Genomic DNA, 14,686 nt, shown 5'->3' with positions numbered 1-14,686 from the left:
TGCGTTTTCAGTCGAACGCCATCAGCGCGCGCATCGAGCAATCATTGACCTGACGTCCGAAAAACGTCAGTACCGCGCGCTGCAGATGCGCATCATCGAATGCGGCAGCACGGGTATCCGACTCCGATGCATTCATCGCATCGACCATCGCCGTATAGTTCTGATAGATGTGGAAATGCCGTTGCTCGGTCTGGCTGATCTGCCGCAGCGACATGACCGAGTTAGATGTTGCAGTCGATTCGGTGCCGGCGTTATCGGTGCGTTGTGCAACCGGATTGGAAAGCGGCCGCGACTGTCTGGCATTGCGCGTTTCGCCAACCGCGTCTCCGCACCCGGCAAGTGGCAGTGCGAGCAGTGCCATCGTTAGCACCTCTGCAAGCCGCCTGAGCTTGAGCTTGAACATGTGTATCTCCCTTGGCGTGATTATTTTGCTTTTCGCGCAAGGCTTCTTTGGTCTGTATCAACCGGCATACATCCTTCGACCGTTTGCTTGTCGACGCGCAACCGAATGCCAATCGCGCCCATCATTCCGGACCACAGCAGCGATGGAATGCGGGTGCTACAATCGATCGGGCGTTCTATTTCCCTCGCGCATTGCGCCCTCTTCATGTCTGCAACCGACCTTGCCAAACTGGTATTCCTTTCTGCAATCTGGGGCGGGTCGTTCATCTTTCTGCGCATTGCTGTTCCCGAGACCGGGCCGCTACTGACCGCGACCTTGCGTACCGGCCTGGCTGGACTTGCCCTCCTCGTTTTTGCGCATCTCACCAGTGTGCCGATGAACTGGCGCAGCAACCTCAAGCCGTTCGCGATTGTCGGATTGTTCGCAGGCGTGATTCCATTTTCCTGTTTTTCATTTGCCGCGCTGTTTCTCCCTGCCGCGCATTCCGCCGTGCTGAATGCGACCGCTCCCTTGTTTGGCGCAGTCTTTTCCGTCATCTGGCTATCGGAGCGGATGACCGCGCAAAAACTCGCGGGCTTGCTGCTCGGCGTGATCGGCGTGGGCATCCTGGTCGGCATCGGTACCGTCGCGATGACGCCATCGACACTGCTGGCGATCGCGGCCTGCCTGGTGTCGGCCGCCTCCTATGCGCTGTCGAGCATCATCGTGCAGAAAACCGGCAAGCCCGGCGGCATTCATCCGATCGCCATGGCGACTGGTTCGCTCGCGCTGGGCGGGCTGATGATGTTGCCGTCCGTGCCGTTTTCACTGCCGCCTGCGATGCCATCCGGCACCGCCCTTGCCTGTATCGCAGCGATGTCCCTGCTCTCTTCCGGACTGGCGCAAGCCTTGTTCATTCCTCTTATCGTCAAGGTCGGGCCGACGCGCGCAATGTGCGTTTCATTCCTGATTCCATTGTTCAGCATGCTGTGGGCATTCGTGTTTCTGCATGAATCGGTCGGCCTGTCGACGCTGGTGGGCGGCGTCATCGTGCTGATCGCGATGGGCCTGGTGCTGACTACATCGCGATCGCATCAATGAGCGACCATAGCCTCGCCCTGCGCCGCCCGCTGCTGACAGCGCTCGGCATTTCATTGGGAGCGGCCATTTCACTCGGTCTGTCGCGCTTTTCGTATGCGTTGCTATTGCCGCCGATGCGCGCCGACCTCGCCTGGACCTATCTGCTGGCCGGCGCGATGAATACCGCCAATGCCTTCGGTTACTTTATCGGCGCCCTGATCACGCCGGCCTTGATGCGGCGGTTCGGCGCGCAGCCGGCACTGATCGGCGGCGCGGTACTGACCGCCTTGTTCATGCTGTTGTCCGGCTTCGTGACCGAAGCCGCGATGCTGCTGGGCCAGCGCGTGCTGGCGGGGATTGCCAGTGCCTTCATCTTCATCGCGGGCGGTGTATTGGCGGCCCGGCTCGGCGCCATGCATCCGCAGCGCGCCGGTTTTCTGATCGGACTGTATTACGGCGGTACCGGCTTCGGCATAGCGGCCGCGGCCCTGCTCGTGCCGGCGGCAATCGACGCCGCTGCGGGGAATGGCGCACCACATGCCTGGCAGTGGGCATGGTTCGCGCTGGGCGGACTATGCCTGGCGATGACCTTGGCAATGGCACTGCCGGCGCGCAGCATCGACGGCTCGACCGCCAATGCCGGTGCGCGCGGACACTTCAAGGTGCGCGCCTTCGGGTTCGGCCTTGCCGGCTACTTCATGTTCGGTGTCGGTTACATCGGCTACATGACCTTCGTGATTGCGCTGCTGAAGGAACAAGGCATGCAGCAATCGGTGATCACGGTGTTTTACGCATCGCTCGGCATCGCGGTAATCGCGTCCTCGCGCATCTGGGCCGGCATGCTGGATCGCTTCAAGGGCGGGCAATCGCTGGCGATCCTGAATGCCTTGTTGGCGGTGGCGACGCTGCTGCCGGTATTGTCGTCGACCCCCGTCGCGGTGTTTGCGTCGGGCATCCTGTTCGGCGCGGTATTTCTGTCGGTCGTGGCATCGACCACGGCGCTGGTGCGGCACAATCTCGCGCCGCATGCATGGTCGTCGGGAATCAGCGGTTTTACCACCGTATTTGCGTTCGGCCAGATTGTCGGTCCGACTGTCGTCGGCTGGATATCCGATGCGGCGGGCGGCTTGCAGCGCGGCCTGGTGTTTTCCGCGATTGCCTTGCTGGTGGGCGCATTGCTCGCATCGCGCCAGCGCGCGTTGCCTGCGGACGACCATCGACAACCGCGCTGATTACCATGTCCGAATCCGGCCAGCCGTGCGTGCGTGCGTGCACTATGCTGACGACTATTGCACCACGGAGTTGTCATGCGTAGCATCGATCTAATTCGTTTGTTTGTACTCGCCGCCATCTGGGGCGCATCCTTTCTGTTCCTGCGTATCGTCGCACCGGTACTGGGCGCGGTCTGGACGGCCGAGGTACGCGTGGCGCTGGCTGGCATCGCGATGCTGCTGTTCATCGCGGCAACCGGGCGGCGCATGCATTTCCGCGCCAACTGGAAGCCGTTTATCGTCCTTGGCACACTCAATTCGGCGCTGCCCTTTGCCTTGTTTTCCTATGCTGCGCTGACCTTGCCCGCAGGATATTCCGCCATCCTCAATGCCACCAGTCCGTTGTGGGGTGCACTGGTCGGTGCGGCTGTACTGGGAGAGCGACTTACGGCACGCAAGCTGAGCGGGCTGATCATCGGCGTTGCCGGTGTCGCTTTCCTTGTGCGCCTTGGGCCGGTCGCATTCACCACTGATGTCGCGATGGCAGCGCTGGCATGCATTGCTGCGGCGCTGTGCTACGGACTCGCGGGTGCGTATTCCAAGAAAGCGTCAGCTGCCATTGCGCCGCCGTTGATGGCAACCGGGTCGCAATTGGGCGCAGCGCTGGTACTGCTACCCTTTCTGCCGCTGTCGCCGATACGCGCCGAGCTCACGCCCTTCATTGCACTGATTGCCGCCTTATTGGCATTGCTATGCAGCGCCGTCGCCTATTTCATTTATTTTCGTTTGATTGCCGACCTGGGGCCGACCAAAGCGCTGACGGTGACTTTCCTGATCCCGCTGTTTGCCTTGGGCTGGGGAGCGCTCTTCTTGCAGGAAGCAATCAGCGTCAACACGCTGATCGGCTGCGCACTGGTGGTGCTGGCTACCTGGCTGGTGGTATTCCAGCCCGCACCGCTCGTGATCTCAGTCCCGGAGCAAGGACGCCGGTAAAGCGCCGCGCAAGGCATTGCAAACGACAAGCTCATCGGCACGGAGCAGATCGTCTATTGTCACCACCTGCTCGGTTGCATGCCAGTCGGAATCGGACAACAGGACCGAACGCATGACCCCGGGCAGCAGGCCGCAATGCAATGGCGGCGTGACCCAGCGTCCGTCGAGGCGCACAAAGACATTGCTGCGTCCGCCTTCGGTCAATTCGCCCTTTTCATTAAAGAACAGCATGTCGAACGCGCCCCGCGTTTCTGCGTAGCGCCATGCGGCGTCATAGCGTTCCCGCACGGTCGTCTTGTGGCGCAGGAAGAGTTCGCGCGAATCGGTCGCTTGCGTCGCGAGTACTACCTGTACGCGCGGCGGCAAGTCGGTCAGTACGGCACTTTGCACACGGCATTGTCCATCCGGCGTCAGCCCAAGCCGCACCCGGCACGCGATATCGGATGGTAAGGCGTCACAGGCTTGCCGCAGCGCCGCACGCACTGCATCTTCATTCCATGCAAAACCGAAATAGATCGCTGAAGCACGCAGGCGCTGCAAATGCAAAGTCAGATGACGACATCCACCGTCGCGCGTGGCATACATCGTTTCAAACAATTCGAAGTCGTTCGACAGCCCCGTGAGAAAACCTGCTTTCAGCTGGCACTCGGCGAATTCCTCTGCGGCCCGGCTGTCGTACACGATGCCGGCCCCTACGCCCATTTCGCCCTTGCGCGTTGCGCCGTCGTCTTGCGCTTGCAGCACAAGGGTACGGATCGGGACCGACAGGCAAAAGTTACCGACCGCAGTGCCTGGTTCCGGCGCGTCGAACCAGCCGATCGCGCCGGTATAGATGCCGCGCGCATCGTCTTCCAGTTCGCGGATGATTTGCATGGTGCGCCGCTTGGGTGCGCCGGTAATCGAGCCGCAGGGATACAGCGCAGTCAGCACCTCGCACAGGTCCGCATCCTTGCGCAGTTCCGCCTGTATCGTTGATGTCATCTGCAGCACGCTGCTGAAGCGGTCAACGCTGAACAGCTTGGGAACGCGCACGCTGCCCGGCGTCGCCACACGGCCAAGATCGTTGCGCAGCAGGTCGACAATCATCAGGTTCTCGGCGCGGTTTTTCTCATCGGATGCGAGGGCAACCGAACGGCTGGCATCGATGCCGTCATCGCCGCTCGCCGGTGCTGTTCCCTTCATCGGCCGCGCGGTGAGCATTCCATTGTCGTGGCGGACGAACAGTTCGGGCGATAGCGACAGGATCGCTTCGCCATCCGGCATCGCGATCAGTGCCCCGTAGGGAACCGGTTGGCGCAGGCGCAGCCGGCGGTACAAGGCAAGCGGAGAACCGAAAGCGTCGAAACGCAGGCGATACGTGTAGTTGGTCTGGTAAGTATCGCCGGCTTCGATGTAGGCGCGGATCGCATCGATTGCTTGTGCAAAACGGGGCTGATCGACGCTCGCCTGAATCGCCGCAACGCCGGCGGGCGTGTTGGATTGCGCCGCATGCTCCTGTTCTTCCAGCCAGCGCCCAACCTCTTGCGAAGAAAGTCGCTGGCAACGTTTGAACAAGAGTATGTGCGCCAGTTCGGCTTGGCCGGTACGCGCCGGGATGCGATGCAGTTCAGCGCCGAGTTCATAGCTGAACACGCAGACTGCATGCAAACCTTGACCGAGCGATGCTTGCAGTCGTTCTACGAGGTCCGGCAGTCCCGCCGCATCGCGGCAGGACAGGGTGGCAACATAATCGGTATAAAGACGCGAACGCGGATCGTGCGCGTCGGCATCGCAGTCATCGAGCAGCGCAAAGCATGCTGCATCATTGCAGGAAGAAACCACGGCAGTATCAATCAATAGCGGGCGCCAAATCGGGTATTGTAAAGCGAAGCATGATTGCCGGCCGCAATGTCAGCTACCCTTCTTCGACAGATAGATACCCCACAACAAGAGTGCCCCGCCCGCCATCTGGACTGGCCCGATCGCTTCCTGAAAAATCAGCCAGGCTGCGATCGCGGCAGTCAACGGCTGGATCAGCAGGCTGACCGAGGACAAGGATGCAGGCAGGTGCGCCAGCGCATACGCGATCACGGTTTGTCCGCCGATCTGCGCGATGACGGCCAGGGCCAGCAACGGGAGCCAGCCGACAAGCTGGGCGGGAATGAAATCGCCCGGTGCCGCCAGCGCAAACGGCAATAGCGCAAGACCGGTGATCGTGGTGCTCCATGCCATCAGGCGCGCGGTCGAGTAATCGCTGCGCGCATCCTTGACCACCAACTGATACGCTGCATAGAAGATCGCGCTTGCCAGGCCGAGCGCGTCGCCCATCAGTTTGTTGCCGCTCTGTTCCACTCCCGAGGCATTCGGACCGACCAGCATGATCGCGCCGACTAGCGCGAACAGCATGCCCACGATGAAGATGCGCGCGAAGCGCGCCTTATAGGCAATCCACATCCACAAGGCAATGAAGATCGGGGCGAAATTCGACAGCAGCGTCGCATTGGCCACCGTGGTGTAATGCAGCGACAGATGCCAAAGCCCCATGTCGGCGGCGAAGTAGATACCGGCCAGCACCAGCGAGCGCGCAAAGTCGGTACGCTTGTTGGCCGCCGCATCCTGTTTGCGCACGGCGAAAGCCCAGGCCCACAGCAGAGGCGCGGCGAGCGCCATGCGCCAGAATGCGGATGCAATCGGATTGACGTCGGATAGCCGCATGAAAATACCGGCGAAGCCGATCGCCATGCCGCCGATTAAGAGGGATGCGAAAGCGAGCGTGGGGAAATGTTTGGAGGGCGTCATGTGGGCAGGGGTAAGCGCGCATCGAATGCGGCTTGCCGCGTCACCGATGCCTCGCACTCATTGGGTTCTCGCGAGTATAGAAGGCTCAGAGTGTAATGAGATTCGGATTTTTGCGCTTTGCCCCGAACGACGTGTCAACGGCAAGCGCAAACACCGGGCCCGACAAGAGAAAATTCGGCGCGGCTCTCACGCCTGCGACTGACGCCGCTAACCTAGCAATATCGATAATTGCGCCTGGATATTGTCGGTCGGCGTCTGCTTGAAGCCGCTCTTGGCGAAGCGATGCCAGCGCCCGACCACCAGGCTGGCAATCATGCTGGCGCGGGTCGCCGCTTCGGCTTCGCTTGCCTGTCCTTGCGTGGCTGCGACGCGCAGCGATTGACGCAATGCCAGTTCGACGCGTTCGATGAACTGGTTCATGCGCAATTGCAGTCGCTCGTCTTCGTTGACCAGCGCATCGCCGATCAGCACGCGGGTCATGCCCGGATTGCGTTCGGCGAAATTGAGCAGCATGCCGGTCATGGCCTGTACCTGCGACAAGCCGTTTTCCTGCTGCTCGGTGATCTGGTTGATCAGGCCGAATACGGTGGACTCGATGAACTCGATCAGGCCCTCGAACATTTGCGCCTTGCTGGCGAAATGCCGGTACAGCGCCGCTTCCGAAACCTCGAGCCTGGCCGCGAGTGCCGCGGTAGTGACCTTCTCCCCTTTTGGATGCTCCAGCATCTCGGCCAGTGTCTGGAGTATCTGAAGCTTGCGTTCGCCCGGTTTCGTGGTTGCCATAGTATGTGTAGTAGTTAGTGGCGCAATCGGTGCAGCGTTGCAGGCAGCTGTGTGACTGATTTTACTTTGACATCGACAAATGCGGGGCGCTTTGTCAGACGCAGTGCAGCACGGCTGCCGGCCAGCTGCTGGTGATTCGGGCTGGTCGCGAGATACTGCGTGATCCATGCGGTATGCATGCCCAGCGTCTTGGCCGCGCGCAGGTTCTCCGCCGTATCCTCCACCAAGATACAACGGCTCGCCGCGATCTTTTCTTTAGCGACCAGCTTGCGCAACAGGGCTTTCGACGGCTTGGGACGCAGTTGGCGGTGCACGTGCATCGCTTCGATCGCTATGTGTTTGGCGAAATGGCGGTGCAGACCGAGATGCCGCATCACCTCGCGCGAGTAACGGCGTGGTGCATTCGTCAACAGTATCTTGCGGCCCGGCAGACGCCGCAGCAAGCGGCCTAGCCCGCGCTCGGCGCGAATCATCGATGGCAAATCCTCGAAGTCGTGCGCTTCATGCAGGAACTCCGCCATCTTCACATTGTGGTGCTTGACCATGCCGAGCAGCGTTGCGCCATAACGCTTCCAGTACGCGATGCGCGCAGCGTTGACGGTATCGGCATCGGCCAGCGCGCCATCGCTGCCCAGCACCTTTGCCATAAAGGCATTCATGTTGGCGTTAATCGCCGGGAAAATCGCGTGCGACGCATTGTGCAGCGTGTTATCGAGGTCGAACAACCAAATCGGCTTGCGCATCTGTTAGAGTCGTTTTGAAGCTGGTCGAAACCGGCTCGCAGGGAGAGTCATGAAGGGCAGGATTGTTTTTTTACTAAGCGTGGTGGCCGGGCTGATGATGCCCGCCGCCCATGCAGAGAATAATGCAACAGCAGCGGCATCCGCACAAGCAGCCCTTGCTGCAACCGGCATGTCGGATGCACCGCAGCGCGGCTCGCTGTACCGCATCCGACATCACGGCAATATCGCCTGGCTGTTCGGCACCATCCATGTCGGCAAGCCTGCCTTTTATCCGCTGGAGCAGGAAGTGACCACGGCGCTGCAGCGCGCCGGCAAGCTGGTGCTTGAAATTGATATCCGCGACAACGGGCCTTTCCAGCGTGCGCTGCATGCGCATGGCATGTATCCATCCGATGACGGCATCGAAGGGCACCTGTCGGCGGAAAGTCTCGCATCGCTGCGCAAAGCGCTGGAACAACATGGCATATCGCTCGATAGCGTGCGCCGTTTCAAGCCCTGGCTGCTGGCCAATATGCTGATCGGCCTCGATCTCGAACGCCACGGCTATCACCGCTCGCACGGGCTCGAAAGCTTTTTGCTGGCGCAGGCAGGGCATGCCAAGGCGGTGCAGGAACTGGAATCGGCCGAATATCAGATGTCGCTTTACGACGGCATGAGCGATGCAATGCAGGAGCAGTACCTGCGCGAGAATCTCGCCGAACTCGCCGATGGCAATGCCTTGCGCAAGGCGCAGGCACTGATCGATGCATGGTCCAGGGCCGATGGCAATGCGGTCGAGCGCTTCATCCTCGAAGCGGCGAATGAAAAAACCGCGTCATCGGATTTTCTGCAAAAAGTCTTGCTCGACCGGCGCAATCCGGAAATGGCGAACAAGATAGAAGCCTTGCTGCGCAATGAGGAAAGCAGTTTTGTCGGCGTCGGCCTGCTGCACCTGATGGGTGAGACCGGCTTGCCGAAACTATTGCGCGAGCGAGGGTATGAGGTAGAGAAGCTCTATTAATCCACCTTCTCCCGCAGAGGTTCAGGTCCGCGGGCGAAGGGTTTGTATGTTGAATCGCAGATTAATGCGAACGGATCATCGTACCGAACGCCTGTTCGGTCAGCACTTCGAGCAGCAGCGAATGCTCGATGCGGCCATCGATGATGTGCACGGTATTGACGCCGGACTTGGCAGCATCCAGCGCCGATGAAATCTTCGGCAGCATGCCGCCGGAGATCGTGCCGTCGGCGAACATCTCATCGATCTCGCGTGCCGACAGGTCGGTCAGCAGATTGCCCTGCTTGTCCTGCACGCCGGCGATATTGGTCATCATGATCAGCTTTTCGGCTTTCAGGATTTCGGCAATCTTGCCCGCGACCACATCGGCATTGATGTTGTACGCTTGTCCATCTTCGCCGAAACCGATCGGCGAAATGATCGGGATGAAGGCGTCGTCCTGCAAGGCCTTGACCACGGCCGGGTTGATTGCATCGATCTCGCCGACGAAACCGATATCAAGAAACTTGCCAGGATTTTCACGGTCCGGCATTTGCAACTTGCGCGCGCGGATCAGGCCGCCATCCTTGCCGGTCAGGCCGACTGCCTGGCCGCCATAGTGATTGATCAGCATGACGATATCCTGCTGCACTTCGCCGCCCAGCACCCACTCCACCACTTCCATGGTTTCTTCATCGGTGATGCGCATGCCTTGCACGAACGTGCCCTGCTTGCCGATCTTCTTGAGCGCGTTGTCGATCTGGGGACCGCCGCCATGGACCACGACCGGATTCATGCCGACCAGTTTCAATAAAATCACGTCGCGCGCGAAGCCGTGCTTGAGCCGCTCTTCGGTCATCGCGTTGCCGCCGTATTTCACGACGATGGTCTTGCCATGAAACTTGCGAATGTAGGGCAGCGCTTCGGCCAGGATTTGCGCCTTGATCTGCGGGGCAACGGCACTCAGATCGGCGGCAGGATTGGTAATATCGGTCATGGTCAGTCCTGAATTTCGATTTCGCGATTTTACAGGAAAGCGCCGCCGTTTCTCGGAAGCTTCCTTGTAATTCCGGCCCCGTTCCTTTACGCTTTTGCCCAAATGACAAGCTGCTTTTTATGACACTGGAACTCCATCGCGATATTGAACACCTGCGCCCCGCGCTGGTGCGCTTTGCCATGCTACAGCTGCGTAATGAAGCGGCGGCCGAGGATGTGGTGCAGGAAACGCTGGTCGCGGTGCTGGAAAAGCCGGACCGGTTTGCCGGACAGTCATCGCTGCGGACGTATGTCACCGGCATTCTGAAGCACAAGATCATCGACCTGATGCGCGCCTCGAAACGCGAAGTGCAGTTCAACACTGCCGATGGCGAATCCGAAGCGGATGTCATCGATGCGCTGTTCCGTCCCGACGGCCATGTGGTCGAAATGCCGCGTGCCTGGGGTAGCCCGGAAGCGACGCTGGAACAGAAAGACTTTTTCCGGGTAATGGAAATCTGCCTGGAAAGGCTTCCCGCCAAGACTGCCCGGATTTTCATGATGCGTGAATGGCTGGAACTGGATACCGCAGAAATCTGTAAGGAACTCGGCATCACGACGTCTAATGCATGGGTCATGCTGTACCGTGCGCGCGTGCAATTGCGCGAATGCCTGGATTTGAACTGGTTCGGCAACCGGCCCTAAAGGAATAACCGATGTCAATCAAACCCAACTGCAGGGAAGTCCACCAACTGGCTTCTGAAGCCATGGACCGGGAGTTGTCTCTGGTCGAACGCGCACGGATGCACATGCATCTGCTGGTGTGCGCCGCCTGCCGCAACTTCAGCGGGCAGATGCAATTGCTCAGGCGCGCGATGCGCGACCTGGTACCGTCCGACAATGACAATGAAAGGCCGCCGCGATGAGCACCTGCAGCAAGTGCGGTATATCGTTTACATGCGGCATGGTGGATGCCACGCCGGAAGAGGCTTGCTGGTGTACGCAATTGCCGGCCTTGTCCCAAAGCGCCTATCTGCAAGATGACGCGAAGGCAGCGACTTGCTTGTGCCGGAAATGCCTGAGCGAACGGATCGCCATGCAGCAAAAGGACCATTCAAAAACGGGTTGACTACCCGGAACGCGCTATAGCAGATACGCATCTCGATGCTTTAAGCGCATTGCAACATTATTGCCCTTTTATTTCCCGGCGCCAAATCTTCCCCAGGTAACTTGCCGAAAGACAAAACAAAATCCTCATTTGACCGTCCTATGATGGAATCGCGAAATCCACCATGGGAGCAGAGATGAAACGATTGCATCACCTGATATTGCTTGGCGCCGCCATCTTGTTCCTTGGTGCCTGCAGCCGGCAGGTGTCGGTCAAGATTGGCGTCGTCGCGCCCATGTCCGGCCCGCTTGCCCAGTACGGCAAGGATATTGCCAACGGCGCGCAAGTCGCGGTCGATGAACTCAATTCCGATTATTTCTCCATTCGCGGCAAGCGGGCTCGCTTTGAACTGGTGGTCGAGGACGACAAGGCGTCGCCCGACGAAGGCAAGCTTGCCGCGCAAAAGCTGATCGACAGCGGCGTGGTCGCCGTGTTCGGGCACTTCAACTCCGGCGTGTCGATCGCCGCCGCGCCGCTCTATGCCGGCGCGGGAATTCCGCAGCTTTCGGCCTCGACCAATCCGAAATACACGCGCATGGGACTCAAAACCGCGTTTCGCATCACGGCCGACGATATCCAGCAAGGCGCGACCCTCGCCCGCCTGATCGGCGAAAAGCTGAAGGCGAAATCGCTGTACATCGTCGACGACCGCACCACCTTCGGACTCGGCATCGCCGACGAAGTCGAGCGCATGGTCAAGAGCGCGACGCTCAAGGCGTCGCGCGACAATGTCGATCCGAAGAGCGCAGATTATGCAGCCCTGGTAAAGAAAATCACCGATGCGCAGGCCGACACGGTGTTTTTCGGCGGTGACGAAGCAGCCGGCGTACCGCTGCTGAAAGCGCTGCGCGCAGCCGGATCGACCGCCCGGTTCGTGGGCGCTGACGCGATGTGCGATGCGTCGACCCTCAAGGCAGCCGGCGGCACGGCGAACAGCAACTACTACTGCACGATCGCGGGTGTGCCGCCGTCATGGCTGTCCTCCGGCATTGCGTTCACGGATATCTATAAGAGCAAGTATGGCGCGCCTGGGGCTTATTCGACGCTGTCCTACGACGGCATCCATATCCTGGCGCAGGCGATGCAGCAGGCCGGCTCGATTGATCCGAAGGAATACCTGCCTACGCTGGCCAAGGGTTCGTTCTCAGGAAAGATCCAGGGCTCGATCGAGTTCGATGAGAAAGGCGATATCAAGGATGGCACCGTGGTGATTTACCAATCCATCGGCGGTCAGCTGGTGGAACAGCGCAATCTGCTCTAATTACTGTAGATCGTCCGAATGATCGAGGCGGGATTGATATTACGCCGCCTCGCACCGCCGAATATCCTGCTTGACGAATCCGGTCTTGATTTTCTCCACCTCGGCCTTTGCGTTTTCATCCAGGTCGCGCAGCTGAAACGCGACCATGGACGATGTCACCGTCCGCTGTCCGATGCGGGCGCTGCGCACGCCCTTCTGGCTCATGCTGGCCAGATGCGCGCGTGCCGCTTCTTCCATCCGAAACACGCCGAGAGAAATACCCCAGCGCAGCGCCGAATTGTCCTGGATGATGTAGAACTCGTTGACGCCAAGCCGGCGCAGTTCGCCCGCCTTTTTCTCGGCCGCTTCCTTGTCCGCTTGCGGCGGTATGTACACCATGTGCGTGGCAACTTCCTGCACCGGGCGCTGCGAGATGCGCTCCCCCAAGGTCAGCGCGGCAAGCTGGCCCGTGAAATTGCGTGCCTCATCGACATTGAAATTGCCGATTTCCAGGCAAGCCACCGCCGCTGCTTTCCTCGCTGCGGCATCAGCGGTCGCCACAGTGGAAATGACTGCGGCGGGAGCGGCTGCGGCCGGTTTTGCATCCGGCGCGGGAATCAGCTTGAGCTTGTCGGGATTGAGCTGGTTTTTGATGCGCGCAGGCTCATGCCCGCTGAAGACAAAGGATTCGAAGTAGCCCTGTTGATAGGCCAACAGCGCGCCGTTGGCCAGCACCAGTGACCAGAAAATAAATTTCAGCATGTTGTATTCATCACTGCGTGATGCAAACCGATCAGCACGAGATTGTCGACGGGTGCCGGCGAACAGGAAAGATGGGGGGCGATCAATGCCGCGGCGCCGCCGGACAGTACGCATTGCACCTCGCCATGGCTGCGTGCATGCGCGGCCACTGCCCGCTCGATCGCCCCTGCCTGCGCCGCAAGGCAGCCGCTGATGATGGCGGCATCGGTATGATCGGCAAAGGGTTCGGATACGCGCATGGTTTCGGCGACTTGCGGCAATTGCGCGGTATTGCGCGCCAGTGAACTTGCCATCAGGCCGAGTCCGGGCAGAATCATGCCACCCAGGAAAACGCCATCCGCGCTTACCGCATCGACCGTGGTGGCAGTGCCGCAGGTGGCGACGATCAGCGCCTTGCCGGGAAAAAATGCATGCGCCCCGATCACCGACGCAAAGCGGTCGCATCCGAGTTGGGTCGGCGTCCGATACCGGTTGGTGATGCCGGCCAGCGACGGCGCAGACGCAAACCATTCCAGCGGCACCGGCTGCATGCCCAGCGCGCCGAGCAAGACCTGTTCAAGCGTATCGCGCATGCCTTGACCGGCGACGTTGGAGATCAGTACGCGTACGATATGCTGGCCGCGCCAGGCATCGCCCAGCTGCCGCACCTGTGCATGGTCCACCATGCCGGAAGCGGTCCAGCGTCCGAGCGCAGCGCCGCCGCGTGCGCCGCTCGGCACCAGCGCCCATTTCACCCGGGTATTTCCCGCATCGATCAGCAGCAGCATGTCATGCCTCTTTCGCTCGCAGTGAAACATCGCCCGCCATCACCGCAACCCGTCCAGCGGGCGTATCGATCAAGAAGCGCCCGATGCCATCGACCCCCGCACCGATGCCTTCATGCAGCGTCTGGCCGCGATCGATGATCGTCACAACCTGCCCCGCATAGGCATGCAAGTCGTTCCAGCGCTGCGTAAAGGCGCCCAGGCCTTCAAATTCGAACTGGACCAGCGCTTCCGCCAATCCGCTGAGCAGGGTCGCCATCAACATGTTCTGATCGAGGTCGGTCATCCAGGGAATGCTGGCGACGGGGCGCCCGATCTGCGTTGCCATGTTGTCATCCATCGCCATGTTGATGCCGATGCCGATCACGGCCCAGCTCGCGTCATGCGGCGTGCTGCCTGCGCTTGCCGATTCGATCAAAATGCCGGCCAGCTTGCGGCCATTATGCAAGACATCGTTTGGCCATTTCAGTTTGGCTTCGATGCCGAACATGGCAAGGCTTTGCGCAAGCGCAACACCGACCGCGAGCGGCAGCCCGAGCAGCGATTGCACCGGCAAGCCGAATTTCCAGGCGAGCGAGAAGGTCAGCGATTTGCCCTGAGCAGAATGCCAGTCGCGGCCGGCGCGCCCCCGTCCTGCGGTCTGGTGTCTGGCGAGCAATAATGTCGGACCAGTCAGCGCCGGGAGGGCGGCAAGCAGATCCGCGTTGGTGGACCCGGTTTCATCAACGATGCGCACTAGAACCGGTTGGGCCGCAGGCCGGCACAGGGCGGTGATCTGGTCGGAAGTGAGAGAAGCTGTCATCCCGCCATTGTAACGGCATGCCATCCTGA

General features: G+C 60.3%; 17 protein-coding genes. 8 read left to right on the top strand and 9 right to left on the bottom strand.

Annotated elements, in window-relative coordinates:
• Positions 1–7 precede the first annotated feature (7 nt).
• A complete protein-coding gene (locus D3871_RS02685; protein WP_119767501.1) occupies positions 8–403 on the bottom strand; it encodes a hypothetical protein in 396 nt (131 codons plus the stop codon).
• A 204-nt stretch (positions 404–607) separates the two neighbouring features.
• Here D3871_RS02685 and D3871_RS02675 point away from each other — a divergent pair, with 204 nt between their 5' ends.
• From D3871_RS02675 to D3871_RS02665, 3 genes are all read left to right on the top strand, one after another.
• Positions 608–1,483, top strand: coding sequence for a DMT family transporter (locus D3871_RS02675; protein ID WP_119767499.1), 876 nt, complete (start codon positions 608–610; stop codon positions 1,481–1,483).
• Positions 1,480–2,694, top strand: coding sequence for a YbfB/YjiJ family MFS transporter (locus D3871_RS02670; protein WP_119767498.1), 1,215 nt, complete (start codon positions 1,480–1,482; stop codon positions 2,692–2,694). Before D3871_RS02675 ends, D3871_RS02670 begins: the two co-directional genes overlap by 4 nt.
• Positions 2,695–2,769: 75 nt before the next feature.
• Positions 2,770–3,666, top strand: coding sequence for a DMT family transporter (locus D3871_RS02665; protein ID WP_119767497.1), 897 nt, complete (start codon positions 2,770–2,772; stop codon positions 3,664–3,666).
• Here D3871_RS02665 and pabB read toward each other — a convergent pair.
• The 4 genes from pabB to D3871_RS02645 all read right to left on the bottom strand — a co-directional run bounded on the left by pabB (position 3,640) and on the right by D3871_RS02645 (position 7,970).
• Positions 3,640–5,502, bottom strand: coding sequence for an aminodeoxychorismate synthase component I (gene pabB, locus D3871_RS02660; RefSeq protein WP_233575488.1), 1,863 nt, complete (start codon positions 5,500–5,502; stop codon positions 3,640–3,642). The two genes, D3871_RS02665 and pabB, sit on opposite strands and share 27 nt — an antisense overlap.
• Before the next feature lie 54 nt (positions 5,503–5,556).
• Positions 5,557–6,444: a DMT family transporter gene (locus tag D3871_RS02655; protein WP_119767496.1), complete on the bottom strand. Its 888-nt coding sequence runs from the start codon at positions 6,442–6,444 to the stop codon at positions 5,557–5,559.
• Positions 6,445–6,651: 207 nt separating this feature from the next.
• The gene (gene slmA / locus D3871_RS02650; protein WP_119767495.1) at positions 6,652–7,227 is read right to left on the bottom strand and encodes a nucleoid occlusion factor SlmA; all 576 of its coding nucleotides are present in this window, start codon (positions 7,225–7,227) and stop codon (positions 6,652–6,654) included.
• A 14-nt stretch (positions 7,228–7,241) separates the two neighbouring features.
• Positions 7,242–7,970 (bottom strand): pyrimidine 5'-nucleotidase, encoded by a 729-nt coding sequence (locus D3871_RS02645; RefSeq protein WP_119767494.1) that lies wholly within the window; start codon positions 7,968–7,970, stop codon positions 7,242–7,244.
• Between the two features lie 49 nt (positions 7,971–8,019).
• On the opposite strand from D3871_RS02645, the gene D3871_RS02640 reads away from it, so the two are divergent.
• Entirely contained in the window at positions 8,020–8,970 is a 951-nt protein-coding gene (locus D3871_RS02640) for a TraB/GumN family protein (RefSeq protein ID WP_233575487.1), read from the top strand.
• 61 nt (positions 8,971–9,031) lie between these two features.
• Here D3871_RS02640 and argB read toward each other — a convergent pair whose 3' ends face one another.
• Entirely contained in the window at positions 9,032–9,943 is a 912-nt protein-coding gene (argB, locus tag D3871_RS02635; protein WP_119767493.1) for an acetylglutamate kinase, read from the bottom strand.
• A gap of 119 nt (positions 9,944–10,062) precedes the next feature.
• On the opposite strand from argB, the gene D3871_RS02630 reads away from it, so the two are divergent.
• The 4 genes from D3871_RS02630 to D3871_RS02615 all read left to right on the top strand — a co-directional run bounded on the left by D3871_RS02630 (position 10,063) and on the right by D3871_RS02615 (position 12,350).
• Entirely contained in the window at positions 10,063–10,626 is a 564-nt protein-coding gene (locus D3871_RS02630; RefSeq protein ID WP_119767492.1) for a sigma-70 family RNA polymerase sigma factor, read from the top strand.
• Between the two features lie 11 nt (positions 10,627–10,637).
• Complete coding sequence (locus D3871_RS02625) at positions 10,638–10,847, top strand: zf-HC2 domain-containing protein (RefSeq protein ID WP_119767491.1); 210 nt, start codon at positions 10,638–10,640, stop codon at positions 10,845–10,847.
• On the top strand, positions 10,844–11,050 hold the full coding sequence (locus tag D3871_RS02620; protein ID WP_119767490.1) for a cysteine-rich CWC family protein: 207 nt from the start codon (positions 10,844–10,846) through the stop codon (positions 11,048–11,050). The genes D3871_RS02625 and D3871_RS02620 overlap by 4 nt, the downstream gene beginning before the upstream one ends.
• Positions 11,051–11,225: 175 nt before the next feature.
• Complete coding sequence (locus tag D3871_RS02615) at positions 11,226–12,350, top strand: branched-chain amino acid ABC transporter substrate-binding protein (protein WP_158597860.1); 1,125 nt, start codon at positions 11,226–11,228, stop codon at positions 12,348–12,350.
• 39 nt (positions 12,351–12,389) lie between these two features.
• Here D3871_RS02615 and D3871_RS02610 read toward each other — a convergent pair whose 3' ends face one another.
• Genes D3871_RS02610 through D3871_RS02600 form a run of 3 tightly spaced genes read right to left on the bottom strand, consistent with a single transcriptional unit; the run spans position 12,390 to position 14,657 of the window.
• Positions 12,390–13,091, bottom strand: a complete 702-nt coding sequence (locus tag D3871_RS02610) for an SPOR domain-containing protein (protein WP_119767488.1) — start codon at positions 13,089–13,091, stop codon at positions 12,390–12,392.
• Positions 13,085–13,858, bottom strand: a complete 774-nt coding sequence (locus tag D3871_RS02605; RefSeq protein ID WP_119767487.1) for a type III pantothenate kinase — start codon at positions 13,856–13,858, stop codon at positions 13,085–13,087. Before D3871_RS02605 ends, D3871_RS02610 begins: the two co-directional genes overlap by 7 nt.
• 1 nt (position 13,859) lies before the next feature.
• Complete coding sequence (locus D3871_RS02600) at positions 13,860–14,657, bottom strand: biotin--[acetyl-CoA-carboxylase] ligase (protein WP_119769842.1); 798 nt, start codon at positions 14,655–14,657, stop codon at positions 13,860–13,862.
• Between the last annotated feature and the right edge of the window lie 29 nt (positions 14,658–14,686).

It is taken from the genome of Noviherbaspirillum saxi (genome assembly GCF_003591035.1).
In the GTDB taxonomy this organism is placed as follows: Bacteria; Pseudomonadota; Gammaproteobacteria; order Burkholderiales; family Burkholderiaceae_D; genus Noviherbaspirillum; species Noviherbaspirillum saxi.
This window is presented reverse-complemented; position numbering and strand designations above follow the sequence as displayed.